This window comes from Anabaena sp. FACHB-595 (assembly GCF_048568275.1).
Classification (GTDB): Bacteria; Cyanobacteriota; Cyanobacteriia; order Cyanobacteriales; family Nostocaceae; genus Trichormus.
Map to the genome: position 1 here is coordinate 133,352 of NZ_CP183474.1, position 23,322 is coordinate 156,673.

General features: G+C 41.2%; 27 protein-coding genes and 1 pseudogene. 16 read left to right on the forward strand and 12 right to left on the reverse strand.

The annotated features are described in order from the left end of the window. Positions 1-162: 162 nt before the first annotated feature. Positions 163-576, reverse strand: a complete 414-nt coding sequence (locus tag ACN222_RS27455) for a hypothetical protein (RefSeq protein WP_010999688.1) — start codon at positions 574-576, stop codon at positions 163-165. A 194-nt stretch (positions 577-770) separates the two neighbouring features. Here ACN222_RS27455 and ACN222_RS27460 point away from each other — a divergent pair, with 194 nt between their 5' ends. Continuing rightward, a complete protein-coding gene (locus tag ACN222_RS27460; RefSeq protein WP_010999689.1) occupies positions 771-1,688 on the forward strand; it encodes a restriction endonuclease in 918 nt (305 codons plus the stop codon). 36 nt (positions 1,689-1,724) lie between these two features. Here the strand turns inward: ACN222_RS27460 and ACN222_RS27465 are convergent, their stop codons facing one another. The 6 genes from ACN222_RS27465 to ACN222_RS27490 all read right to left on the reverse strand — a co-directional run bounded on the left by ACN222_RS27465 (position 1,725) and on the right by ACN222_RS27490 (position 8,370). Beyond that, a complete protein-coding gene (locus ACN222_RS27465; RefSeq protein ID WP_010999690.1) occupies positions 1,725-3,845 on the reverse strand; it encodes a KAP family NTPase in 2,121 nt (706 codons plus the stop codon). A gap of 219 nt (positions 3,846-4,064) precedes the next feature. Beyond that, a complete protein-coding gene (locus ACN222_RS27470; RefSeq protein WP_158303730.1) occupies positions 4,065-4,223 on the reverse strand; it encodes a hypothetical protein in 159 nt (52 codons plus the stop codon). Next, complete coding sequence (locus ACN222_RS27475; RefSeq protein ID WP_010999691.1) at positions 4,189-5,292, reverse strand: hypothetical protein; 1,104 nt, start codon at positions 5,290-5,292, stop codon at positions 4,189-4,191. Before ACN222_RS27475 ends, ACN222_RS27470 begins: the two co-directional genes overlap by 35 nt. Positions 5,293-5,323: 31 nt before the next feature. Continuing rightward, entirely contained in the window at positions 5,324-6,124 is an 801-nt protein-coding gene (locus ACN222_RS27480) for a BRO family protein (RefSeq protein ID WP_010999692.1), read from the reverse strand. 105 nt (positions 6,125-6,229) lie between these two features. Continuing rightward, positions 6,230-7,864: a hypothetical protein gene (locus ACN222_RS27485; RefSeq protein WP_010999693.1), complete on the reverse strand. Its 1,635-nt coding sequence runs from the start codon at positions 7,862-7,864 to the stop codon at positions 6,230-6,232. Between the two features lie 173 nt (positions 7,865-8,037). Then, a complete protein-coding gene (locus ACN222_RS27490; RefSeq protein WP_044523605.1) occupies positions 8,038-8,370 on the reverse strand; it encodes a helix-turn-helix domain-containing protein in 333 nt (110 codons plus the stop codon). A 382-nt stretch (positions 8,371-8,752) separates the two neighbouring features. Between ACN222_RS27490 and ACN222_RS27495 the strand changes: the two genes are divergently transcribed. From ACN222_RS27495 to ACN222_RS27535, 9 genes and pseudogenes are all read left to right on the forward strand, one after another. Next, positions 8,753-9,754 carry a hypothetical protein gene (locus ACN222_RS27495; protein ID WP_010999695.1) on the forward strand — a complete coding sequence of 334 codons (1,002 nt, stop codon included), beginning with the start codon at positions 8,753-8,755 and terminating at the stop codon, positions 9,752-9,754. Between the two features lie 77 nt (positions 9,755-9,831). Continuing rightward, positions 9,832-10,158: a hypothetical protein gene (locus tag ACN222_RS27500; RefSeq protein ID WP_010999696.1), complete on the forward strand. Its 327-nt coding sequence runs from the start codon at positions 9,832-9,834 to the stop codon at positions 10,156-10,158. A 384-nt stretch (positions 10,159-10,542) separates the two neighbouring features. Continuing rightward, the gene (locus ACN222_RS27505; protein WP_010999697.1) at positions 10,543-10,749 is read left to right on the forward strand and encodes a hypothetical protein; all 207 of its coding nucleotides are present in this window, start codon (positions 10,543-10,545) and stop codon (positions 10,747-10,749) included. Between the two features lie 109 nt (positions 10,750-10,858). Continuing rightward, positions 10,859-11,671 (forward strand): hypothetical protein, encoded by an 813-nt coding sequence (locus ACN222_RS27510; RefSeq protein WP_010999698.1) that lies wholly within the window; start codon positions 10,859-10,861, stop codon positions 11,669-11,671. Between the two features lie 74 nt (positions 11,672-11,745). Continuing rightward, positions 11,746-11,940 carry a hypothetical protein gene (locus ACN222_RS27515; protein ID WP_010999699.1) on the forward strand — a complete coding sequence of 65 codons (195 nt, stop codon included), beginning with the start codon at positions 11,746-11,748 and terminating at the stop codon, positions 11,938-11,940. A 6-nt stretch (positions 11,941-11,946) separates the two neighbouring features. Beyond that, positions 11,947-12,201 (forward strand): hypothetical protein, encoded by a 255-nt coding sequence (locus ACN222_RS27520; protein WP_010999700.1) that lies wholly within the window; start codon positions 11,947-11,949, stop codon positions 12,199-12,201. Beyond that, entirely contained in the window at positions 12,198-12,656 is a 459-nt protein-coding gene (locus ACN222_RS27525) for a DUF1392 domain-containing protein (protein WP_010999701.1), read from the forward strand. Before ACN222_RS27520 ends, ACN222_RS27525 begins: the two co-directional genes overlap by 4 nt. Positions 12,657-12,952: 296 nt before the next feature. After that, a pseudogene (locus ACN222_RS27530) lies at positions 12,953-13,588 on the forward strand (IS607 family transposase). After that, on the forward strand, positions 13,563-14,738 hold the full coding sequence (locus ACN222_RS27535) for an RNA-guided endonuclease InsQ/TnpB family protein (RefSeq protein WP_231865606.1): 1,176 nt from the start codon (positions 13,563-13,565) through the stop codon (positions 14,736-14,738). The pseudogene ACN222_RS27530 and the gene ACN222_RS27535 overlap by 26 nt, the downstream one beginning before the upstream one ends. 218 nt (positions 14,739-14,956) lie before the next feature. Here the strand turns inward: ACN222_RS27535 and ACN222_RS27540 are convergent, their stop codons facing one another. Continuing rightward, the gene (locus ACN222_RS27540) at positions 14,957-16,168 is read right to left on the reverse strand and encodes an RNA-guided endonuclease InsQ/TnpB family protein (protein WP_044523722.1); all 1,212 of its coding nucleotides are present in this window, start codon (positions 16,166-16,168) and stop codon (positions 14,957-14,959) included. A gap of 104 nt (positions 16,169-16,272) precedes the next feature. On the opposite strand from ACN222_RS27540, the gene tnpA reads away from it, so the two are divergent. Continuing rightward, complete coding sequence (gene tnpA / locus ACN222_RS27545) at positions 16,273-16,677, forward strand: IS200/IS605 family transposase (RefSeq protein ID WP_010999706.1); 405 nt, start codon at positions 16,273-16,275, stop codon at positions 16,675-16,677. A gap of 106 nt (positions 16,678-16,783) precedes the next feature. Here tnpA and ACN222_RS27550 read toward each other — a convergent pair whose 3' ends face one another. Continuing rightward, positions 16,784-17,371, reverse strand: coding sequence for a PEP-CTERM sorting domain-containing protein (locus ACN222_RS27550; protein ID WP_010999707.1), 588 nt, complete (start codon positions 17,369-17,371; stop codon positions 16,784-16,786). A gap of 96 nt (positions 17,372-17,467) precedes the next feature. Then, a complete protein-coding gene (locus ACN222_RS27555) occupies positions 17,468-17,812 on the reverse strand; it encodes a hypothetical protein (protein ID WP_044523611.1) in 345 nt (114 codons plus the stop codon). Between the two features lie 35 nt (positions 17,813-17,847). Between ACN222_RS27555 and ACN222_RS27560 the strand changes: the two genes are divergently transcribed. The 4 genes from ACN222_RS27560 to ACN222_RS27575 all read left to right on the forward strand — a co-directional run bounded on the left by ACN222_RS27560 (position 17,848) and on the right by ACN222_RS27575 (position 20,231). Further along, on the forward strand, positions 17,848-18,162 hold the full coding sequence (locus ACN222_RS27560) for an alpha-ketoglutarate-dependent dioxygenase AlkB (protein ID WP_231865599.1): 315 nt from the start codon (positions 17,848-17,850) through the stop codon (positions 18,160-18,162). Positions 18,163-18,480: 318 nt separating this feature from the next. Next, positions 18,481-18,684 (forward strand): recombinase family protein, encoded by a 204-nt coding sequence (locus tag ACN222_RS27565; protein ID WP_084789150.1) that lies wholly within the window; start codon positions 18,481-18,483, stop codon positions 18,682-18,684. Beyond that, on the forward strand, positions 18,681-19,907 hold the full coding sequence (locus tag ACN222_RS27570) for an RNA-guided endonuclease InsQ/TnpB family protein (RefSeq protein ID WP_010999710.1): 1,227 nt from the start codon (positions 18,681-18,683) through the stop codon (positions 19,905-19,907). Before ACN222_RS27565 ends, ACN222_RS27570 begins: the two co-directional genes overlap by 4 nt. A gap of 162 nt (positions 19,908-20,069) precedes the next feature. Beyond that, entirely contained in the window at positions 20,070-20,231 is a 162-nt protein-coding gene (locus ACN222_RS27575) for a hypothetical protein (protein WP_231865600.1), read from the forward strand. A 14-nt stretch (positions 20,232-20,245) separates the two neighbouring features. On the opposite strand, the gene ACN222_RS27580 is transcribed toward ACN222_RS27575, so the two are convergent. Beyond that, positions 20,246-20,578 (reverse strand): type II toxin-antitoxin system RelE/ParE family toxin, encoded by a 333-nt coding sequence (locus ACN222_RS27580; protein WP_044523613.1) that lies wholly within the window; start codon positions 20,576-20,578, stop codon positions 20,246-20,248. Further along, positions 20,578-20,835 carry a ribbon-helix-helix domain-containing protein gene (locus ACN222_RS27585; protein ID WP_010999713.1) on the reverse strand — a complete coding sequence of 86 codons (258 nt, stop codon included), beginning with the start codon at positions 20,833-20,835 and terminating at the stop codon, positions 20,578-20,580. The genes ACN222_RS27580 and ACN222_RS27585 overlap by 1 nt, the downstream gene beginning before the upstream one ends. A 340-nt stretch (positions 20,836-21,175) precedes the next feature. On the opposite strand from ACN222_RS27585, the gene ACN222_RS27590 reads away from it, so the two are divergent. Continuing rightward, a complete protein-coding gene (locus ACN222_RS27590; RefSeq protein WP_010999714.1) occupies positions 21,176-23,065 on the forward strand; it encodes a DEAD/DEAH box helicase in 1,890 nt (629 codons plus the stop codon). Positions 23,066-23,322: the final 257 nt, after the last annotated feature.

Genomic DNA, 23,322 nt, shown 5'->3' on the forward strand with positions numbered 1-23,322 from the left:
GTCACAAACTTTTAATGATTCGCCTTAATACCCAGTGCATTTAAGTGAATAAGTATGTGCGACTGTTCAAATTCTTACCAATTTGTACTGTAAAGTAAAGTAGTATTTTACTATAGCGATAGTCACTAATTTTCTCAGTATCCTGTTGCGAACAAAGTCATATTACTCCCCCACCGGATACCGCCGCATCATCTCCGCCAACGCCACAGCCTCCCCATCCGCCGTGTACACCACCTCACCCGACATCGCAATCACAATCCGCTTCTGCCTCGCCCACTCAAACCAAGCGATCGCCCCCGACTTAGCCTGCTGCACCTCCGGTTTCCGTCCCTCCCGACAAGCAGCCACAAACACAGCCTCCGGTGACTTAACCCCCTTCCAAGTCCGCACTGCCTCCTTCAAATATGCGATCGCCCCCGGCACATTCTCCCAGTACCGCTTGACCGTGCGCTGAATCTCCCCGTTTAACCGAAACTGAGGGGTACAAGGAATCTCCCTCAACTGCTGCAATATTTCCTGAACCTCCTGCTGACTTGGCTGTACTGATTTATCTACAGGCTCAGGCAGCGATCGCACTTTTGGTGGGGCATCATCGCATCTGGTCTTGATTACTATCCGCTAGATCAGGACTTCTGCGTAAGAGCAATAACTTTACTGGCTTACTTATAAGCTTGTTGAGCTTGTGTAGACAGGAAGCCTTGAAGTCTGTTGCCAACTTAAGTATAAATTGCTATTCTCCAGTAAGATTTTACTCCTACTGAAAAGCCTGTATGCCCATCCCTGACTATCAAGCGATAATGCTACCGTTACTCAAATTTACCACCGACCAGAAGGAACACTCACTACAGGAAACAATTGATGCTTTGGCAGATCACTTCCAATTAACTGAAGATGAACGAAAAGAACTCTTGCCTAGTGGCCGTCAACCAACTTTTAATAATCGTGTAGGGTGGGCGCGTACTTATTTAAAAAAAGCAGGATTAGTGGAGTCAACTAAACGAGGCTATTTCCGTATAACTGATAGAGGAATCGATACAATTAAAACTAATCCTGTTGAGATTAATGCTAAAATTTTAAGACAATTTCCAGAATTTCTAGAATTTCAAAACTATACTCAACAATCAGAGGAAAGCACATCTAATGGTAGTGGGACTGAAATCAATACAACTCGCACACCAGAAGAAGATGTAGAGCTTGCCATTCAAAAGCTGACAAAAGAATTAGCATCAGATTTACTACAGATAATTAAAAATTCTTCTCCTGCTTTCTTTGAAAAACTGGTAGTCGATTTATTAGTCAAAATGGGCTATGGTGGTACTCGCAAGGATGCAGGCAAAACAGTAGGGCGTAGTGGCGATGGTGGAATTGACGGTATCATCAATGAAGACCGTCTTGGCTTAGATGTGATTTATATTCAAGCTAAACGCTGGGAAAATTCTGTAGGTCGTCCTGAAATTCAAAAGTTTGCTGGTGCTTTGCAAGGGTTTCGAGCTAAAAAGGGTGTGTTTATAACAACATCAACATTTACAAATGAAGCTAAAGACTATGTTTCAAGAATTGACAGCAAGATTGTTCTGATTGATGGTGAAATGCTTACTCAGTTAATGATTGAAAATAATGTTGGTGTTACGCCATTTACTGTATATGAAGTCAAGAAAGTTGATTCAGATTATTTTACGGATAGTTAAAGTAGTTTTTGAAGCAAATGGATGATTTAGCTTTTCTTATTCTTGCATCATTTTGTATTTTGTTATAAATTTATTTAATGATATCTTCAAATTTTCTGCTAATCTGCTTTGTTCAGTTAAATCTTGAACTCTAGCAATTACCTCATCTGCGCTTAAGTCAGACAATAACCATTGAGGAAAAATCATATCATTTTGTGCAATAGTAAGAAAGTTTTCTAACAAACAAATTAGTTTTTGGTCTTCCTTAAGAATTTCTTTTATCCATTGATTTACTTCTTCTACATTAGCTAAATCACGCCAAAAAGCTAGGATATGAAGCAATTTAGGTGCTTTAAGTAAACTTTCTTGTTGTGCAGCATTTCGTACTTTATCCAAAGCAAGCTTCTCGATTTCTTCTAATTGTTGTGTATTTACAACTCTTTGAGCTTCAGGCTTGTCTCTTCTATATTCATATTTTCCATGCTGCGACCCCAGAGATACAACTTGGTGTACTATTGTTGCAATTGCATGACCGTTAAATATGACTTTTTTTAATATTTGTCCTCTTTCTGATTTTTCAATTCTTTGCAAAAGTTGATTTATTAATAATTCTATTTCATATTCATTACCTATGGAAACAAAAGAATTGTTCTCATATTCAATGTCCCACAGTTGATCTCCAACTTCAAAAAAAGCCTGTAAAATAGGTTCTACATCATTTAAAGGAATATCTTTATCTACATAATCTCTTAAACGGTCTAGAAAAACATTAATTCTACTTATACCATCAGGACGCATCTGGGCAGATAATTCTACCAGTTTAGCTCCAAATGCCTGACAATTATTTGCTAAAGCTAATATAGCTTGCATTTCAGAAATAGATATATTACCTTCAGGAATCGCTAAACGAAAGTAAACAGGGAAAACATCTGCACTGCATATATGAAGATATCTTCGTTTATTTTGAAAATAATTATCTCCTAAAGTTATATTTATATTACCTGATTTTGGAAAAATTTTTGTTAATATAAATTTGACTGCATTTCTATCTCTTTCATTAATTTGATTAATCCAAGTGTTATGAAATTCCTTTATTTTTTCTTCGTCTATAATCCTTGGTACAGTTAAAAATCTAACCCCAAAAGTGAATAATTCTGGATTATTACGAATAATATTATATACAGTTGGGTAAAACAGCCTAATAGTTTCAATAGCAACGAAATCAACGAAATTAACTTCTCCTTTAACTCCTGGATATGTCACCATCAAGGTATTCGCTAAACGTAATATACTACGAGGTGTAGTAATAAAATGCTCTATTCCTTGCCAATAAATTTCTAACCAATATTTTTGGTCAAATAGTTCTTCTGGAGTACCAGAAATTATTTTGTCTAGTTGGCTATCAAATAATCTGGAAAGCTGTATTCTATCAGGAAGGGGCAGTTCAAAAGAAACCTGAACAATTTTCTCAAGATAAACTTCTCCATTTATTTTCTGTATTTCTTCAAGAGCTTTGATAACAACTTCTTTATCAAAAAGTAAAAGATAAACAACATTAGGAAAATTAGCAACTGCTTTAATTACCCGAAACAGTTGTCTAATCTCTTCAGCAGTCAATCTATCTATATCATCAATAACAACTAAAATACGTTTTTGCTGCTTTTTTAGTGTTTCTTCTATTTCCTGTTTTAATTTATGTATATCCTTTGGACTAATGACTGTTTTTACTGTTGCAGCAAAACCTTTTGTCCATAAACCTGGAACTGTAGAAACTCTCTCTGCAAAACTTTCTATCTGGTTTTTAAATTTTCTCCCAAGGGATTGCCATTTCTCGTATAATACGCCTGATAATTGCTCAAAAAAGCTTTTAGTAAGGTCTTCCTGCCCAGAAAACCACCAAGGATTATACGGCACAATTATTGGTTGTTCCTGCTCAGGCTTTTGCTTGAGGTAGTGTATTATAAAATTTAATAAAGTTGACTTACCTAAACCCCAAGGGGCATAAACTGCTATCACTAATCCATCTGGCGGAGACATTTTGCAGATGCTTTCTGCAAGATTCTTGGCGAATGGAGCATAACCTAATTTGTCATCTTTTGGGTCACTTAGAGGTTTATCTGCCGATAAAATATTTAGAGTATCAGGCTCCAAACTGAAGCTATCTTGCCCTTCAAACATACAGTTATGCTCACATGAAAATTTTCACTGGTTACAGTCTTAAATTTTTATCATGCTATACAGTAATGTTGAAACAAAATTAAGTTTTGCTAAATAATCGTGCAGATGCAAATTGAAACGCTGAGACATCAAAGCTGATATAGAAAATAGTAACGGATCTTTACAGCATTAAAGTAGGAGCATCTGCTAAAGTACACTCTTTATTTTTGATAGCGATCGCTACTCCTCCCACTTTAGCACCACACCATCGACTGCCACCAACCCCCACTGCGGACACTTCACCACCAGTTTCTTGATCACAATCCGCAAAGCTGGATCATCAGCCCAATACTCGCTCAAAAACTCATCCCCAGGATTTTCGCGCAACTGTTCTGCCATCTTCAATCACCGGATACCGCCGCATCATCTCCGCCAAAGCCACTGCCTCACCATCCGCCGTATACACAACTTCCCCCGACATCGCAATCACAATCCTCTGCTGCCTTGCCCAGTCGAACCAAGCGATCGCATCAGACTTAGCCTGTTGTGCTTCTGGTTTCCTCCTTTCCCTGCAAGCAGCCACAAACACAGCCTCCGGTGACTTAATCCCCTTCCAAGTCCGCACTGCCTCCTTCAAGTAAGCGATCGCCCCCGGCACATTCGCCCAATACCGCTTAACTGTACGCTGAATCTCCCCATTAAGCCGAAACTTTGGCGTACAAGGAATCTCCCTCAACTGCTGCAATATTTCCTGCACTTCCTGTTGACTTGGCTGTACTGACTTTTCTTGTAGATCAGTGTAATCATCACCAGAGTCTTCGTTATGAAAGCTTGACACGGCGGCGGAAGAATGGCCATCATGATGGTCTGTCTTGCTAGTCGAGTCATCTTGTTCTGGTTCATCAACGAAGTGAGTAACTTGGGATAACTCTAACTCTGGGGTTTGACAAATCACTTCCTGCTTGCATTCCAAAATCTCCGGTTTCACTTCCTCACTTTTTTCAAACTCAACAGCACTGTGTTGTTGTGAAGTGAAGTCTTTGAGAGGGAAGTCTTTGTTATGATCTGCTGTGTGTGAACAGATCGATATGTCCAAATTGCTCACATCGATCTGCTGATTTTGACAAATGCGATTCCACAAGGCTTGTACGTTCTCGACGTTAACCGTGAACCAGTTCGCCTGATACCATGTCTTTTCACTATGACGGCAGACATCAATCAACTTAAAATTGTCCCTCAAGTTAGCGATCGCTCGTCTGATGGCAGAAGGCTTGAGAAACGGTAGAGTTTCGCCCCAATCTTTGAGCGTCTTCCAAAACCAGCGTCTACCATCACGTTTGATGTGTTTGGAGATTTGACAGAAGTAATGAATCTGCTGGAGTATCATTGCTTCGGTTAAACCAATCTCTACGGCTAATAGTGGCGGAACCAAGAGAGGGGATTCTGGAGTGATTAATTTACTAGTCATATTTTTACTCAATGTCTAAATTACTCAAGTTCTAAAACGGCATATTTTCTTGGTCTTCCTCTGGAGCTTGTGACCAAAATTCTCGAAGTGCTTGGAGTTTCGCGGCTTGCAACCGTTGTTTTTCTTCGGGCGATACTTCACCGACTAACTGCGCTACTTCAGAGCGTTGATTCTGCTTCATCTGCTCGGTACTGATGGCGGGGAGTGCCACTGGTTCCGCTTGACCTTGCTGGGAGGGGCGGAAACGACGGCGACGGTACAAAAAACGAAAGTGGCGTTGATCTTGTGGAGGTAGCGATCGCCATACTTCGGCATCCCAGCCGGGGGGAATGAAGTCAGATGATGGTGGCAGCAGGGTTTGAACTTGCGCTTGCAGTTGTGCGATCGCCTGACCTTGTGCTTCAATTACCTTGTTCTGCTGTTCAATTGTTTCTAACAGTTGTGACAATAACTCTTGGGACTGTGGGGCTAACTCTGCCTCACGGGTTTTCACTGCAAAGTAATTCTGCGCTGCTGCTATCTCTGGTTTACGTGAATCCCCATTCATGGCTGTGAGGTAGCAACCATGACGAGAAAGCTTGAAATCATCTCCCGGCCTGCCTCCAGTACTTTTTGCCGGCATTGGCAAAAAGTGGTTCTCGCTCTCTTGACCGATGTTTTTACAAGCGGCGATCGCTCTATTTATGGCATCTTCAAGTCTTCGCCATTGCTGATAACCCAAAATAGGCATTAAATCACGGGCTAACCAATACTCAGTACCGTCATCATCAATTTTTCTGATTTGGTCAAATGGGCTATCAGTATTAGATTGGGCTGATGTGATTGCATTCATATTGACTCCAAATTTTGACGCATGGAACTCTCACCCAACGCTCAGGCTGGGTTTTTGTTTTGTGGGCGTTCGGCAATCGATGTCTAAAAAATCACAATCTACGGCTTACAACAGGCGCAACTCATCTTTGAAATAGCGGTCATTCTTTTTCGGTTTGTCTTGCCAATGCTCCCAAGCCACCCAAACCTCATCACCCAAATCCTCAATAACTTCACCCCTGGCGTTATACAAAGCACAGTAAATGTCGGCATGGGCAACGATAGAACCAAGGCCAATCACTTCAGAAGAACCAGACTCGGCAGGGGTTTCTTCAAGAACCATTGGTTCCGCAATGAGTGAGGATTCGGTTTTCTCCAAAGCGGTGATTAGCTCTGTCTCTTCTGTGGTTAACTCTGCCCAGTAGTCGTTTTTGATAACCTCGTATTCTTGGGCGACTGCAAGATACTCCATCCATGTACACCCAGGTTTAGATAACACCGCCCGAATATCGCTCACTGCTTGGGGAATGAGTTGCAACTGTTCGGCACGATATGCGATCGCAGATGGTGTCGGCTCACTTCCCAAAATCAAGGCCGCAGCTTGCAGAGCTTGGGTGTTGTTCATGGCGCTGGCAAGATTCCCCAAAGCTATACCCATGAGCCGTAAGCACTCCTGAGCGTTTTCCTTGGGTGGTTCTTGTGCCAGCAATCGCAAGTCAATAGTTTTATCTAGAGCTTGTTTAACCCCTTTGTTCAGTGCTTTAGTCGCCTGTTTGGTAAGAGTATTGCCCCATTCTTGAGCAGGACGTTGTTGTACAGCATTTTCTAGTTCCTGAATACGCTGCTTGAGTTGTTGGTTATCGTATTCCAACTGCCTCAAGGCTTCCATCTCGTCCAAGCGTTGCTGTAGCCGGATGTTTTCTTCCTTTTGTTGCTGAAACAGGTTTTGTAATGCGGTCAGTTGTTCTTGAACTTGTTCCTCGGCTTTGGTGTTGGCTTCAGACTGTATACCAATCCTCAGTTCTTGTTCCAGCCGTTCGAGTTCCTGTTGGTGCTGCTGTTTGAGTGCGCCAATCGCTTCAGCGTATTCTGGGGGAAGTGTTCTCTCTCTGGGGAAAGGAACACTCTTGGCATCCAAATCGGCGTTATTGAGCAGTTCCTTAGTACCATCAGCAAAAGTTACAATCTGCTGCCAGTGGTTCGGGGGGTCTGCTTCGATTGTTCCTGATTCTCCATGTCTGTGGTGAGTTGGTGACGTAACCTTGACTGTGGCAAATTCAGGAACCATTGGTTCTTGAATTTTAGGAACCACTGGTTCCTGAGTTTTTTGACGTGGGAGCCGGGGAACCACTTTTTGAGCCGCAGCAGCAAAGTCTGATTCGCTGGGTGAGGGATTCTCTTGAAGTGCGATCGTCACAGCCTGTTTTAGTTTCTCTGGTTCCTTGGCTAAACGAAGCAAGGGACGGGCTTGACGCTCATTCTTAATGTGCTGTCCCAGTTCGCCTACTGTGTCGATAACTCTCTTTGCACCCAACAGTTGGGTGATTCGTCGGTAGCCACCCCAGGCGGATAGTTCACGCTGGCAGTATTCTTTAAAATCAGCGTAGCCAGCTTCAAGGTAAAGTTCTTGATCACGCATCTGGAGAATCTCGCCTACAGCCTGCCACTCAAAACGGTCAATGGCAGTAAACGTTTCTTTGATGCCGGAGTTGAGAATACTATAGCTGGGTGCTGATGTTGTTTCACGGTCTAGTGTCAGCATAATGATTGCTCACTATTTGGTAAATGCACAAAAACAGTCGCGCACGCATAACCAAAGTGAACATTGATGCTGATCTTGGGGTTACACCAAAAATGTGTCAGCATTATAGTTAGCTCACTTTGTTGTCTAACGATTTGAGTAGGCGATCGCGTTGCTTGCCGGCGGCGATCGCTTTATGCTGCTATATCCTCTGCTTGGGATTTCTCAACTTTAGATTTTAAGTATTCTTTGACAGGAATAGGTTTAGGTTTGTTTGGTTTGTCTCCTGTAATTGTGCTGTTTGTATCGTCATCGGGAATAAAGACAATTAAATCTCCTGGTTGGCATTCAAGCGCAATGCAAAGGCCATTAAGCCTTTCCGCCGTTAATCGAGGCATTTCATCCGTTCGTCTTAATCTGTGAACGGAATTTTCGTCAATTCCTAAAGCTGCTGCTAAATCTTTATTCCTGATCCTTTTCTTTGCCATTATTTCGTTTAACCTCCAAGCAATCATTCGCTTGCCCATATAACACCTCCATTAGTTTAATCTCCACGTTGCATAGATAAATCGGCTTTTGAAATCTAATTACTACACAATACCACATATAAATAAAACTACGATTAGCTTTAAATAAACTACTCCAGAAGTAGTAAAAACTATTTTAAATGCTTGACTTTACCCTACGGCTGACGTAGGATAATAATTACGACAGAGGATAACAGTGCAATGCCTCTGCGATAAACAAAAACCGCACTCATGACAGAACCTTGAAAACTAAGTGCCATTAAGGCATCAGACCAACCAGAAGCAATCCATAATAAACTTCTGCATCAATGTGTCCGTGTCTTGATAAGACTCAATTCTTACTTACTGGCTTTGACTTTATGGCTACGCCAAATTTGTGTGAGTGCGTTGTGGCTTCCCCACAACATTAGTACCTAAAAACAAAGGCGATCGCTCGGTCTGGACAACTTCTGCGATCGCCTTTTACCCTTTAGTAAGGATCTTAATTATGACCTACATTGCACATAGACAGCAACCTGTTAGCGAACAAACCCTAGCCCAAGCTGAACTCGACCTGCACATCGTAGACCAAGCCCAAGCCGTAGCACCAGAAGACCTAACCACAGTCGAGATTAACCGCCACCACTACGAAATTTACGCAGGCAAACGACTCATCGCATATATTACATACGACAACACCGACTTCGTAACCCAACGCTGGGTGGTCATGGTTAACGGTGAAGAAAAGTTTCGTCATAATACCCAAGCATGGTGCTTCCGCTTCATCGACTGGCATCACAAGGACGGGACGCTCAACCCAACAGTCTCAGGCGAAATTCCAGAAGTCCCCACAATTTCCAAAATCTGTTTCTACGATCACGAAGCCCTCGTTGATGGTGAATTAGTAGCCAGTATCAGCTTTGACTCAGAGAATCACGAAGACTTATACTGGCGAGTCCTGGTCAACAACATCGAGATTTTCCGCGACACAACACCCGCCAGATGCCACAGTTATGTGAAACAGCAATACCAGCAAGGCACTTTACCAGTACAACAGCCATTTGTAGAACCCTGTACCACTGGCAATGAAATCATGGTGCAAATTGCCGATGAATGCGAGAAGCACGGGCTGGAACTGTTGGACGATGGGATTTATCGCAGTGATGTGAGATTGGGAGAAGTCGGTTGCACAGATAACCAATGGTGGGTTATCCGCACCGGAGAATCCCAGGAAAAAATACCCTGTGACTCCGCGATGGATGCTGTGTATTGGCTGTCAATGGTGGATGCTATTGAAGCTATGGACTGCGAACAATTGCTAGACCTGCCGTTTGATATGTTAACGGCTCACGACTGGCAGAGGCTTTTGGAGTATCAGCCACATTCTGATTTAGTCGCGGCTTAATTCTTACGTATGGCGATCGCTCTTTGTTCGATGAGCGATCGCTTCCCTTCATACCTTTATCATCACTAATCACAAATATGCAACCCACCATCAGCATACCCCAAGGCTGGGATTACCCACGATTCACCCTTGGTCAACGGACAAAGCAAGGGCTGATCATCGGCATCCAATACTACCCAGTCAATACTTTACTGGCGCATGAATACGGTGCAGGCTGGCGTTATTTTATTTTGACTGACAAAAACTCTGAAGAAGTCCGGTCTTATTTCGATGACCAAATCCAACAGCTTTCTGTGGCAGAACTTCAGGCGCAGATACAGGCGGAAGTTGAAGAGCATCAACAGCAAATCAAAGGACTTCAACAGCAATTAGCAGTGATCAGGGGAGGGTCAAGCGATGGCTAAAGCAAAGAAAAACGCCTCTGATTTAACTGCTACGAATTTGTTGTATTCCTTGCGTTGCCGTGGAGGTTCAAACCAATTCGCAATTCGCAACTCGCAATTCGCAATTATTATCAGCAAGAACTTGGCTTAATTAAGATGATCCTCAATTTATAGCCTAAATTTCATTTGCACAACGCAATTTGTTTTGACTTGTAACTTGAATAACTGATGAATTGGATTTACAAATTGCGAACTGCGAATTGTGAATTGTTGATCTGTGGTTTTGTGTTGGAACTTATCGAGCAAACGTAAGGAGTATTCAGGAGCCAAAGCAATTAAAAATCATAAACATTTTGGTTCCTGACTCTTAATTATCAACAAGTACAAGCAATAGGAAATAGTGTCATGAGCGAAGGTGAAGTTAGCCTAATCGATTTAGTTAGTGTCACTCAATATTTGTTATCCCAAATTGAGAAACATCCAGACTTTCTCAAACTGGAATACTACCCAGATTTAACAATTGGTGATGCTAAAACCGCACTGTCCTATATCAAATATGAGCTAGAGAACGAGCAACAGTTATCTGCTGCTACTACCAAGGCTTTTGATTAGAAGAAACTATCGCCTGAACGAGTGCTTATTTCAGGCGATCGCAGTTAGCAATAGAATCTTCTAGCAGAACTTGTATTTTCCCATACTCAGCAAATTTTAGAGGTTAAGAATGAATAACGAAATCAAACTAGGTCTATGCAATCCACCAGAACCCCTCTATCTATATGTAAAAAATGGGGAGTTAAGTGGTGAATCTTATCTCTGGTATCACTTCGACATTGAGAAAGAAAAAACCATACCTGTGCATCAGAAAGGTTTAACTGGTTACTTGTCAGAACTGCGAGTAACAGCAAAAGAGTATAGGGGGAAAGATAACGTTAAGCTTGACATTGTTATTGCCGCAGATGAAGTTTACATCATCCGCACTGGCATTGAAACCAACTTTGCGAAGACATTTTTACTCGCAGCATCTCAAGTTTACGACTTTTCCAAACCTCTAATTATTGCTGCTACAGCCGGAGACGAGAACGTTGTGTTTTGCCGATTATATGATGCAGCAACAAAAGTAAGAATACGCCGTGAATGGAATCCTCATGCTGATTGGGCATCACTTATTGCTGAAATTCAATCAAGATTAGGGGGCATATCTTCATCTGTTGGACTAGCACCAGAACAGCCCCCGCATCCCCAGGATTTGCGGGTGAAGTATATTCGCACTTTGTTAGATTATCCGCTTGATTTAGTCAAAGAGTTTCTGCAATTTCAAGATGCGACTAGCCCAGGGCAATTACCTGTAAGTAAAGTGGATGCTCTCATCAAAAATATGTGTTTCGCCTGGGCTGCTAATTACATTGATAACCCTAATGAAGCTGAGTCTTCATATCAACAAGTGATTAATGCTGTAGCAAATGGGGATGATGAATTAACAGCAATTAATCAATGGATGCAGCAAATACAAGGGGGTACGACTGGGACGGCTTAGGGACATTTATAGGAGTCATAAATCAGAGTGTTTGTGGCTCTTATTCCTACTTATTAAGTACACAGTATTTAACCATGAAAGTCATCGTTACTGTCGTTGAAACCATCACTAGTGAAGCTCACGTAGATATCCCAGATGAGTTAACCCAAGAAGCAATCAAGGAAGAAATTGTTAGTCGATATAACAGTGGTCAAATAGCAACTGATTTCAATATTGCTCAAGTCGATTTTGTATCTATCAGCGCACAGATTATTACGCAAAACGGGTAGAGGCGTATGAGTAAACAAATATCCGAATCACATAACTACAAATGCCATCAAATAGCCAACATTCTGCACCTCAATTTATCTACCGTCCGTCTTTGGATTAACCGGGGCTGGCTCAAGGCAAACAAGCGTTGTCCAAAATATTACGAGATTAGCATTTCTCATCTCAAAGAGTTTCTAGAAAATCCACCACATCAAATCCAAAAACGGATTGCATCTCTTGATTCCCAAACCATTAATTATTTGTTCGGTAAAAAAGTATGACAGAACAAATCACAGATTTAGAAAGATGTTGGTTTTTATCCCCACCTTGGGGTCAAGAAATTCCCCCGGTTGAAATCAATTTATCTGAAAAAGTCTACTTCAAAACTGATAGAACATTTGGCTACTGCTGTGGAGTGCAGTGGTATGGCGATTGCTGGAATTACATTATTGAGATCAAAAATGACTTCATCTACGCCACAAAAGATCAAATTATTGCCACCGGTAATATACAACCCAGCACTGTGAAAAAACCTTCTTTCGTGTTGGGAGAGCGGGTACTGTTGCAATTTGGCGATCGCGGTACAAAGCAAAGGCTAATTCTGGGGATTGAGTTAATCGAAAAGTCCTGGTTTTATCTGGTGGAGTTGGCATCACCTAGTTTTTCTGCATCATCCACCATGACCAATCGCTTTTCTTTGGTGCGAGAAGAAGACTTGGTGCGGGTGAGGGTCTGATGTTTTCAATGTTCGATAGTCAATAATTAGACGGCTCATCATTCTCGTGCTGCACCATAATTTAACGTTGCTGATTGAGGAGCAAGACCCACAGATTTTTGAACAGTTGATGGCTACGGCTTCCGATTGATTGCTGTGGATGGGGAAATTGCTTGGATTTGGCAAGAAAATAATCATTGAGCCACTCCACGAAATAAAAGTGCATGAAGTTGATCTCTAGTTAACGATTAACTGTACTTAACTAAACATTGCTGGACATTTCATGCTAGTATAAATGTATTAATACAAAAGTAGTAATGACTTACTATGTCCCAGCCAGAAAGCCACAATCAGTGTTTAGAGTAACACTTAAAACACTGCGGCGAGGGGAAGAATCAGGAAAGATTAAGACAATCAGAACCCCAAACGGACAGAGGAGATATGACATTGATTCCGTCCTACCAACTCAAAGAACAGACAAAGCAATCATCCTCTAGGGCAGGGTTTCTCGCCACACTCAACAGTCTGACCTGGAAAGACAAATACAGTTTCTTGTCGCTCGTTACCCCAGTAGTGAAGTCATCCAAGAAGTCGGAAGCGGACTCAACTTCCGAAGAAAAAAGTTACTTGCCATACTGGAACGAGTTCTCGCAGGCGATGTCAGAATGGTTGTGGTCTGCCATAAAGACAGATTATGCAGATTTGGATTTAAACTCATCCAATGGTTGTGCGAAAAATGCAATTGTGAACTCGTGGTTCTCAACCAAGCTCAGTTATCTCCAGAGCGAGAAATGGTTGAGGATATTCTGGCAATCATCCATGTCTTCAGTTGCCGACTGTACGGACTCAGAAAATACAAACAGGAAATCCGTAAAGGTTTGCACGCAATACCGGATGATATTAACACTAGAACAAGAGCAATTGTTAATGAAGTGGGTAAGGCTGAATCGTAAAACCTACAACATGGCAATAGCCTACCTCAATCAAAAGCAGGGATTTGACAGAACAGGGATTGGAGGCACAGGAAAACAAGCATTCAAGACCTTTTTTAAAGCCCACATCCGACCAGACTGGTTAAAAAATGAGCTACCCGCAGCGATTTTGGATCAAGCTGTTATGGAGGCATACTCAGCGTGGAGTACGACACAGCGCCATCCCAAAACTATTAGTAAGGGTAAAGACAAAAAGCCACATCCACAAGCTGGGTTGAAGATTGCCAAGTTTCGCTCTATTCGTGACTCATCGCAGACATTACAGTTTAAGATTGCATCTGATTTAAACAAAGGTCGATTGCTACCGCAGTACTGGGGTGAGCTACCAGCGTTTGAGTGTGTTGATAATGGTGTCAGGTTTTGCCCAATCTCTAATCCTTATACTCCAGAAGTCACATATAAACATAGTCGATTCTACATTTCATTACCAGAGGATGTAGAAGTCGTTGACAATAACAAAGATGCGTTCATTGCTTTTGACCCTGGTGTGCGGACATTCCTCACAGGTTTTGATGGTCAGAAGATGATTGAGTTTGGCAATGGTGACATTCATCGAATTGTCAGATTATGTCAATGGTTAGATAAACTCCGTTCATTCAGGGATTTATCTAAAGGTTTCAAGAACCGTCATCTGCGCTATCGGCTATCCCAAAAGATGAAGCGGGTAACAAGACGGATTCGCAATCTTGTGGATGAAATGCACCGCCAAGTTGCATCTTGGGTGGCCAAGAACTACAGGGTGATTGCCTTACCAACTTACGAAACATCTCAAATGGTTTGTCGCGCCGTGCGTAAAATCAAAAGCAAAACGGCGCGGTCAATGTTGAGCTTTGCTCCATATCGCTTCAGTCAAGTGTTAGAGCATCAATGTACCAGAAATGGCTCGGTTTTGATCCGGCACACTGAAGAATTCACCAGTAAGACTTGTTCTCGTTGTGGGCATATCCACTATTCATTAGGCGGACAAAAAATCTTTAAATGTTCCAATTGCGGCAATCATCTACCGCGAGATTGGAATGGAGCCTTGGGGAATTTCCTCAAGGCGTTGTGGGATACCACCTTGCTGAACTCAGCAAGCTTTGATTGCGTTCAGATGACAGTCTTTGTCTAGCAATGTCCAATCTTGAAGTATCAGTTCAGCAATCCGTATATATCTACGCTTGCCATGATCCAGTTGTTTTTGAAGGGCTGAAGGCGGCAGTTGAGGAGTTCTTTGCTCACCCGAACCCAACTGCTGCACTACGGCAGGCTGGCGCTTTCTCTAACAAAAAGCGAATGAAACTTGTTAAATAGTGAAAAGCAACCGCACAGTAATTGACACTCTCGCCGCTAACCGCAAAGCAGTGTAGCGGGAGATTCTTGCTTCTCAGAAACACGCTTTTTGGCACAAGTACCAACGAGTCTTACTGTTTCTCCGCAAGCTTGAATTTCTGCGTGTCCCGCAGTATTTGTTTCTAGTATTCTTATCCCTTCTGTCCTCAAGTTCCGTGAAGCATTTTCATCTCTGTCGTGGGTTGTTTGGCAACTTGGACAAATCCACTCACGGATACTTAAATTCAGCAAATTATTCTTATGACCGCAGCATGAACAAAGTTTTGAACTGGGAAAGAATCTGTCAACTTGAACAAATTTACCTCCTTCTCTTTCCAGTTTGTAGCTGATGAAATTAAGCAGCATACCAAAACCAGCATCATGTATTGACTTAGCTAATTTGGTACGTGCTAGACCTTTAACGCAAAGGTTCTCAGCTACTATGATTTGGTTATCATCAACTAACTTTCGTGAGAGTTTATGGAGAAAATCTTGTCTAGTGTTTGATATTTTTTCGTGAACTTTCGCAACTACTTTAATTGCTTTTCGTCTGTTGTTAGACCCCTTGACCTTACGAGATAAAGCTTTTTGTCTAATTCGCAGTCGTTTTGCATATTTTCTGGTGGGTTTGATTGGGTCAACCTTGTAACAAGTTTCACCATCAAACACAGTTATTAAACTGGTTAGTCCTAAATCAATTCCTGATATTTTGCCTTGCTTGTTGTTTGTTAAATCTTTGGCTTCAAATAAGAGTGCAGCAAAATATTTACCTGTACTTGTCTTGGAAACAGTTACAGATTTGATTTTGCTATTAATTTTTTTTGAAAGACTGACTTTAACAATCCCAAGCTTAGGTAGTTTTAAACCACTATCTTTAATCGAACAACTCTCAGGGAATCGGATGGACTGTTTAGAATGCTTGCTTTTGAATTTTGGAAATCCAGCACGTTTAGAGAAAAAGTTTTTAAACGCAGATTCCAAATTCTTGAGTGACTGTTGTAGAACGGCAGCAGTTGGTTCTTGCAACCATTCATAATCAGACAGTTTCTTCAACTGGGTAAGGTCTTTAGCCATCTGGCAGTAAGTCATACCTTTACCAGTTTCTTCATATTGAGTATTGGTTTTATTGAGGTAGAAATTCCAAACAAAGCGAGAACAACCAAAGCTTTTAGCTAAGGATATTTCTTGCTCTTTGTTTGGATAAATTCTGACCTTCAGTACGTCTAACATCAATATATTTTTGAGAAACTTATGAGGCAGTGTGGTCTTGGGGGTTTCCTCCATGAACAACTGCCGGTGGTAATATACTGCTTACCGCTAACTCTTGTCAATATATGTACCATCATGGTTTTAGGTCTGTTTACAGACTTAACGCTCATATCGTTTTAGTTGTGAAGTACCGCAGAAAAGCTATTAATGCAGAAATCCTAAACAGGTTGAAAGAAATAATCACAGATACCCTTAAAAAATGGGATTGTGAACTGTTAGAGTTTAACGGTGAACCAGATCATGTTCACATATTAATTGACTACAAACCAGATAAACCGCTATCAACATTGATTGGAAATATCAAAACAGTGAGTAGCAGGTTAATACGTAAAGAGTTCCCCTCGTTGGCTAAAAAATACTTCTACAACAAGCCTTACTTTTGGACTGGTGCGTATTTTGTGGCTAGTTGTGGTGGTGTCACAGTTGAGCAATTAAAGAATTACCTTGAGAACCAAGAACAACCAAAATAATGATTCGCTGCGCTCAATTTTATACTGGTCGCAATTCATCATCCCGTTAAGCTTCGCTGTAACGGGAGTCCTCTTGCTCCATTAAGATAGAGCGGATAGAGGTAATTCATGCTTCAGATTTCGTCTGACTAGCTTTTTTCGAGACAGCAATTGCACCAACTCCAAATAATAGACCTAGTAGGGAACTGGGTTCTGGTACTGATGTAGATGAAGAACTCAGGGTAATATTGGCAGCAGAATCTTGATAGATGTATGTTCCTGCCCGTCCCACTTCACCCGTCAAGCTAATTTCAGAGCTTGAAGTTCTTTCTAAGGTATATCTAGGAGCATCAAAAGCAATGCCAAAATCAACCACTAAATTCCAATTCGACCTAGAATCAAGCTCAAAATCAACATCTGGGGTTAAGTTACCGCCATTAGTAGATCCTGGATTCAAATTCAGGTCTAGATTGTTAACGTTCAGCTCCCAATCGCTCAAAGTCCCGTCCTTTGAGTAAACCACGAATCCCGAATATTCGCTCTCGAATGGCAAAGAGTTCGTAAGGAATGGGCTAGTAGTATCAACTAAGGTAAAATTACCTGAAAATTCTTGTCTAGTTAGAATTGCTCCCAGCACAGGAGTAGCATGAAATACGCTTGCAACTACCAAACCAATCACGGCAACGCTAACTTTGGGGAGTCGAACTTGATTCATGGATTGGGTATGGTATCTAAAATTGTTGAAGGTATGCTATCACATCCGTCAATGACCCGCCGCTAAATCTTTTTAGATTCTAGCGGCGGGAGGATGTCAAAGATTGATCGTGAGGATTTTTTTCTGGCTTTTTTTGTCGCTCAACACGACTGTATTGTAGGGTAATGTATCCGTTCCCAGAGGAATTGGCAGCTTAAAACTGGGGCTTTTATGATCGAGTTCCCCTAAATCAATGCTTTTCCTTATATCACCATCTGTTGCAAGATTCGCGGTAAGTTCGCCTTTATAATTTTCAATTAAAAAGTCTCTAAAGAAAACGACTTCCCCAGCATCAGGATCTATACCAAGGATGACCGTACCGCTAAAAGTTGCGCCTTTTCGTTCTTCATCAACCGTTGCCATTGGGATTTCCGAGGGGTTTTGACCGGACATATCTGCCATAAACTTTTTCCTGGACGAATTCTCAACAATTGAAAATGATTTTACAAGAGCGCTATGGGCGATCGCAAAACTCTCAGGACGTATTTCTGCATCGGTCTTGCAAATGTATAACCAAGTTACGGGAGTTGACCCTGCCATTGCATCCATCAGTCTTGGTGCAGTACGCAAATTTCAGATTAAGCCAATCTCTGGCAGACCCACAGACAGATTTCTGGTTGGAACACGGCAGCCTACTTTTGATGCACCCTGGTTGCCAATCTACGCATCTGCACCAACTACCGAAGACAAATAAGGTTGTTGGCACTCGTATCAATCTTACCTTTCGTCCACATACAGGCGGTAAAAGATAAGACCAAAAAATCCTAAACGGAGGTTTTCTGCATCAGCCTAATGATAGACGTTTATCAATTTGTATGAGGGTTAATTGCTTGGTTAATTAGAAAATATAATTTCTCAAACCATTACCTTACAATGCTTTCTGGCTTTAATACCCTAATTGATGAGAATACTTGCCCTTAGTTAGATTGTTTAAATCTGCGTTACAGGTTAGATTAACTCAAAATATTAGTACATGGGTACTGTTAAAGATTTAGCTCTCATTCATAAAACTTAGATATTTATCACACACTTTGGTTGCCAAACATAGAGACAGAATAACAAGATTCGGCTTGAATTATATTAAGCTTCTGTTATCAGCCACAGGTAAAAGACTAGAGATTGTGAATGATGCTGACAACGGAAAAGATGAGCTAATGCAGGATTTAGTTTCTGTAATTACCTCATTTGTGCAACGCATTTATGGATTGCGAAGAGCAAAGCGTAAAACGGAGAAAATCATAGCAGAACTGCATCGCAATGGAGCAGAAGAATGAGATTAGTAGAGCGTCATATTGTCAAAACAAATCATCAATTTTACAAAGAAATAGATGATTTAGCATGGCGTTCTAAGAATCTGTATAACTACGTCAACTATTTAGTTCGGCAATCATTCATTTTTGACGGTAAGTATCTCAATAATGCAGCCATATTCCATCTAGTAAAACACCATGAATCATACACAGCTTTGCCAAGAAAGGTAAGCAATCAAGTATTGATGGTGTTGCACCGGAATTGGAAATCATTTTTTGAGACACACAAAGCTTACAAGCAAAACCCGTCAAAGTTCAAAGGTTGTCCGAAATTGCCCAAGTACAAAAATAAAGAAAAGGGGCGAAATATCGTAATTTATGAACTTGGTGCAATTTCAAAACCGTTACTAAAACAAGGAGTAATCAAATTATCTCAAACTGAAATCCAATTTCCCACAAAAGCCAGCAACATTCAGCAAGTGCGCCTAATTCCCCAGTGCGGACAGTATGTAGTTGAAGTGGTGTATTTGCAAGACGCAACGCCACAACAATTAAATCCTGATTGGGTAGCTGGTATTGATATCGGATTAGATAATTTAGCGGCGTTAACTTCAAACAAGCCCGGATTCAAACCAGTTCTTGTTAACGGACGACCACTAAAAGCTATCAACCAACAATATAACAAAGCTAAAGCTCGTCTGCAATCTCAACTCAAGGGTAACGCTAAAACATCACGCCGGATTCAAGCATTAACTTGCAAGCGTAACAACCGGATTGATAATTATCTGCACAATGCCAGCCGATGGATTATTAATCACTTAGCTAGTGCGGGTATTGGTACATTGGTGATTGGTAAAAATGACCAATGGAAACAAGAAATTAATCTGGGTACAACAACTAATCAGAACTTCGTGAGTATTCCTCATGCGCGGTTTATTGAGCAGTTAAAATACAAAGCTGAATTAGTTGCTATGACCGTTTTGATTAACGAAGAAAGCTATACATCGGCTTCATCATTCTTGGACTTAGATCCAATCCCAGTTTATCAAGAAGGCGTGAAACATAGTTTTAGTGGCAAGAGAATCAAAAGGGCTTGGTACCAATCTGCTAATGGAAGATTTATCCATGCAGATATTAACGCTAGTCTGAATATAACAAGAAAGGTAGTCCCTGCGGCTTTTAGCTTAGGGATAGCGGGTATTGCAGTTTGCCCTTCTCGGATTACTCCGGGTAAAGTAGCGATTTAGGATATTTGTCCATAAATCTACTAACTGTCAGTCACTAATAATATAGATATACAAACTCAAGTTGCTGACACAACACCACTCCCCAGTAATCAGGGTATGGACGGGCAAGACAACCTCACTGATTCATGGTGGGGGCAGGTCAAATCTTACGCTACGCTTGCGATGCCACGGGTAGAGCATGGGGTGGATTCGGTCAGAGAGTTCCTCAGTACCCTTACAAGTGACGAGCGTTGGGGCGTGATGATGGCGATTGATGAAACACAGCCGCAGTTGTTTGAGCAGTTGGTGGCACAGGCTCCCGATTGGGTGCTTTGGTTGGGGTGAAGGGTTGGGTTAGCTTAAAGCTCTTCATCCAATTCACTAAGTATATTTGCTAAATCCCTTGCTCCATGAAATACCCGAAGAATTTCAATCGTAGTATTTTGAATACGATAAAAAACTAAATAATCCTGAAAATCCTTGACACGCCATTGTCGGATTTCACCTAATTTCGATACCACCAACTGCGTTACCTTCCCCATTCCAGGATTCTTTTGCAACTGAGCAAATGTCGTTTCGGCAGCATTTAAAAATTTAACAGCCACATCTGCATTCCCATTGACTAATATGTAGTTGGCTAGGTGCCGCAAATCTTCGGTTGCCCGGTCTTTGATGATCAACCGATAGTTCATCACTCACCTGAATCACTTAAGCTGTTCTCTCCTAAAATGGTGCAACGCAAATTCTGCCAGTATTCGGGTGTTACTTCCTGACCTGGAGAATCAATGCCTTCTTTCAAAAGTGCTTCTAAATTCGCTTGCGCTTTGTGTTTTTGGTCTTGTTTAACTAAAGCTAGGAAGTATTCGCCAATACTGTTATAAGCACCTGTCACCACTTGTGCCTCCACATAAACGCGTACTTCATCAGGTATATCAATATTGATATTCATTGGCTTTCAAGCATGACTACTCTAATTATTTTAGCCGACCCTTTCGTTACGGGTTGATAGGGAATAAAAGAGAATGAGCCGCAGTTGTTTGAGCAGTTGGTGGCACAGGCTCCCGATTGGATGCTGTGGTTGGGGTAAGTTTTGGATTTGGGGCGATGTATGCGGCAACGTCAGAGGCGAACGCGCCGAGGCTCAGATGAACTACCCCTGGCTACTTCTCCGAGGAAGGAAATTACGCGAAATTTGTTAAATTGTTAAAATATATTGAAAGCAGTCCTCAACACAAAATCACTCAAAAGACTCTAATTTTTTCTAGAACAAGGAGCAACAATTACTCTTCATGTTCAACCTGCGTGATTACCAACAAGATTTAATTTCAAAAACTTTTGCTGCGTGGTCTAGTGGAATTAGAAAGGTATTATTACAACTTAGTACAGGTGGTGGCAAGACAGTCATTTTTGCGGAGATCGCATCTAAGATGACAGCCCAAGGTGAAGGTGTATTAGTAGTTGCTCACAGAGAAGAGTTAATTCTCCAAGCAGCAGAAAAACTGACAGCCGTGACCAAATTGCAGCCAGGAATCATCAAGGCTGGTTACAAATCTACTGACTCGCCCCTTCAGATAGCAAGTATCCAAACTCTTGCTCGTCGTCAAACTTATCCATCTGCACAACTAGTCATTATTGATGAAGCTCATCATTCTAGTGCTAACAGTTACCGTAAATTACTAGACGCTTACCCCCATGCACTAGTTTTAGGGTTGACAGCCACACCAAGAAGAGAAGACGGATATGGATTGCGAGATATTTTTGATCACCTAATTTGCTCTGTGTCTACCAAAGAATTAATCACTTTGGGGTATTTAACAGACTATAAGTTAATCGCTGGTTTTAAATATTCTCGACATAAAGTTCCTCAAAAACGCGACTTTACTAGAAAAGAATTAGAAGAAGTTGCTTCTGACTACAAACCATCTGAGGTGTTAAAACAGTGGCAGAATTTTTGTGCTGGTAAGAAGACAGTAATTTTTGCTGTTAACGTTATGCACTCCAAACAAATTGCCGCAGCATTTTGCGCTGATGGCATCACCTGCGAACATCTTGATGGTGAAACGCCCCATAATGAGCGTCAAGCCATTTTAAACCGATTTCGTAGTGGACAAACACAAGTTATCAGCAATTGTGCAATTTTAACTGAGGGTTTTGATTGCCCCGACTCTAGTGCTGCCGTCATTGCTAGGCCAACCAGTAGCGTTACTCTCTGGTTACAGATGATTGGTAGAGTATTACGTCCTGCACCGGGAAAAGATTATGCCACTATCTTAGACATGACTGATAACTGGTTTCGGCTAGGTCGTCCCTGCGACAATAGAAAATGGAGCCTTGAGCCAGTTTCTTGCGACCCAGATACTCAAGGAAGCAGGTGTTGCCCTCATTGCCACCATGTTTTCAAACCAATGCCTAGTCTGATTCGCACCAAAGATTGCTTTAGTTATGAAAAAGCCGAATTTGTCATTCAATATGAGGTAGATTGCCCCAATTGTGGCAAATCTTTTAGATGGGTATTAGAAGAATCTTCTACTATAGAAAATTCTGGCGTGCCGATGATTATTTCTGAATCTGATATTCAGTTTAAAGAAGTACCACCCGAAGTCCGTCCATCTTTACTCACGCCAATTATTGAAGCTAAAAAGCGCAAGTTTAGAAATCAAGAAAAGAAATTAGTATTTTATGGTTTTACGGTTAGAGATTGGTTTTTAAATTGCCAAGAACTAACTCTTAGTGAGCTAAATTATGCTATTGAGCTACTTGAGTGTCCAGAACAAACATTTGAATTAAGTATAGAATCTTTAGTCTACCGTCTACGAAATGCTCAAGAATGGACAGACATCACCAAAATTATGTCTGAGCGTCCTGAAAGTATAAAAAAACTTATTTGGAGTAGATTATCCCATTACGAAAAAAATAAGTTTAAAAAGATGAAGGCTGATTATGAAAATCTGATTAATGAACTTCAGGATTGGTTAACTGAAGAAAATCTAGCATTAGTCGCGGATTATTTGTCAGATTGTCAAGACATCAGCATGATTTCTTCTTTGCGTGAAATTTATCACAAATTAATTATTAAAGCAGCCATTGACCGTGTATCTCAAGATAAACGCGACCAAATCAGTCAGTGGGTTGCACAATTAGAGAGGCGAACAGAATTTAAAAACTTGTATTTCAGTTGATATACATAATTGTGATTTGAAATAAAAAATGAGATTTTAACTCATGATATGGATTCAAAGCATAATCACTGATATTGTTTCTTTGTAGCTTTGAGGAAATCAATTTATTGAAGTATTTGATAAAAACTGGCAGAATTATCCCAGAAAGTAGCTTGAGAAATCATGCTTACTTGAGGCTTAACTTATCTACATATTCTACTATTAAACAATTGACATCCTCCCAGCACGCCACTACGTTTTGTGCGGGGATTCCCACA

Bases quoted from the DNA above. Each gene is read 5' to 3' on its own strand.
- ACN222_RS27490 (WP_044523605.1), bottom strand. From the start codon at position 8,370: ATGGGCAAGCGAATGATTGCTTGGAGGTTAAACGAAATAATGGCAAAG.
- ACN222_RS27590 (WP_010999714.1), top strand. From the start codon at position 21,176: ATGTTCAACCTGCGTGATTACCAACAAGATTTAATTTCAAAAACTTTT.
- ACN222_RS27460 (WP_010999689.1), top strand. From the start codon at position 771: ATGCCCATCCCTGACTATCAAGCGATAATGCTACCGTTACTCAAATTT.
- ACN222_RS27520 (WP_010999700.1), top strand. From the start codon at position 11,947: ATGAGTAAACAAATATCCGAATCACATAACTACAAATGCCATCAAATA.
- ACN222_RS27515 (WP_010999699.1), top strand. From the start codon at position 11,746: ATGAAAGTCATCGTTACTGTCGTTGAAACCATCACTAGTGAAGCTCAC.
- ACN222_RS27475 (WP_010999691.1), bottom strand. From the start codon at position 5,292: ATGACTAGTAAATTAATCACTCCAGAATCCCCTCTCTTGGTTCCGCCA.
- ACN222_RS27540 (WP_044523722.1), bottom strand. From the start codon at position 16,168: ATGTTAGACGTACTGAAGGTCAGAATTTATCCAAACAAAGAGCAAGAA.
- tnpA (WP_010999706.1), top strand. From the start codon at position 16,273: ATGTACCATCATGGTTTTAGGTCTGTTTACAGACTTAACGCTCATATC.
- ACN222_RS27585 (WP_010999713.1), bottom strand. From the start codon at position 20,835: ATGAATATCAATATTGATATACCTGATGAAGTACGCGTTTATGTGGAG.
- ACN222_RS27575 (WP_231865600.1), top strand. From the start codon at position 20,070: ATGCCACGGGTAGAGCATGGGGTGGATTCGGTCAGAGAGTTCCTCAGT.
- ACN222_RS27485 (WP_010999693.1), bottom strand. From the start codon at position 7,864: ATGCTGACACTAGACCGTGAAACAACATCAGCACCCAGCTATAGTATT.
- ACN222_RS27570 (WP_010999710.1), top strand. From the start codon at position 18,681: ATGAGATTAGTAGAGCGTCATATTGTCAAAACAAATCATCAATTTTAC.
- ACN222_RS27470 (WP_158303730.1), bottom strand. From the start codon at position 4,223: ATGGCAGAACAGTTGCGCGAAAATCCTGGGGATGAGTTTTTGAGCGAG.
- ACN222_RS27500 (WP_010999696.1), top strand. From the start codon at position 9,832: ATGCAACCCACCATCAGCATACCCCAAGGCTGGGATTACCCACGATTC.
- ACN222_RS27580 (WP_044523613.1), bottom strand. From the start codon at position 20,578: ATGAACTATCGGTTGATCATCAAAGACCGGGCAACCGAAGATTTGCGG.
- ACN222_RS27560 (WP_231865599.1), top strand. From the start codon at position 17,848: ATGATTTTACAAGAGCGCTATGGGCGATCGCAAAACTCTCAGGACGTA.
- ACN222_RS27555 (WP_044523611.1), bottom strand. From the start codon at position 17,812: ATGGCAGATATGTCCGGTCAAAACCCCTCGGAAATCCCAATGGCAACG.
- ACN222_RS27505 (WP_010999697.1), top strand. From the start codon at position 10,543: ATGAGCGAAGGTGAAGTTAGCCTAATCGATTTAGTTAGTGTCACTCAA.
- ACN222_RS27480 (WP_010999692.1), bottom strand. From the start codon at position 6,124: ATGAATGCAATCACATCAGCCCAATCTAATACTGATAGCCCATTTGAC.
- ACN222_RS27550 (WP_010999707.1), bottom strand. From the start codon at position 17,371: ATGAATCAAGTTCGACTCCCCAAAGTTAGCGTTGCCGTGATTGGTTTG.
- ACN222_RS27525 (WP_010999701.1), top strand. From the start codon at position 12,198: ATGACAGAACAAATCACAGATTTAGAAAGATGTTGGTTTTTATCCCCA.
- ACN222_RS27465 (WP_010999690.1), bottom strand. From the start codon at position 3,845: ATGTTTGAAGGGCAAGATAGCTTCAGTTTGGAGCCTGATACTCTAAAT.
- ACN222_RS27510 (WP_010999698.1), top strand. From the start codon at position 10,859: ATGAATAACGAAATCAAACTAGGTCTATGCAATCCACCAGAACCCCTC.
- ACN222_RS27535 (WP_231865606.1), top strand. From the start codon at position 13,563: ATGAAGTGGGTAAGGCTGAATCGTAAAACCTACAACATGGCAATAGCC.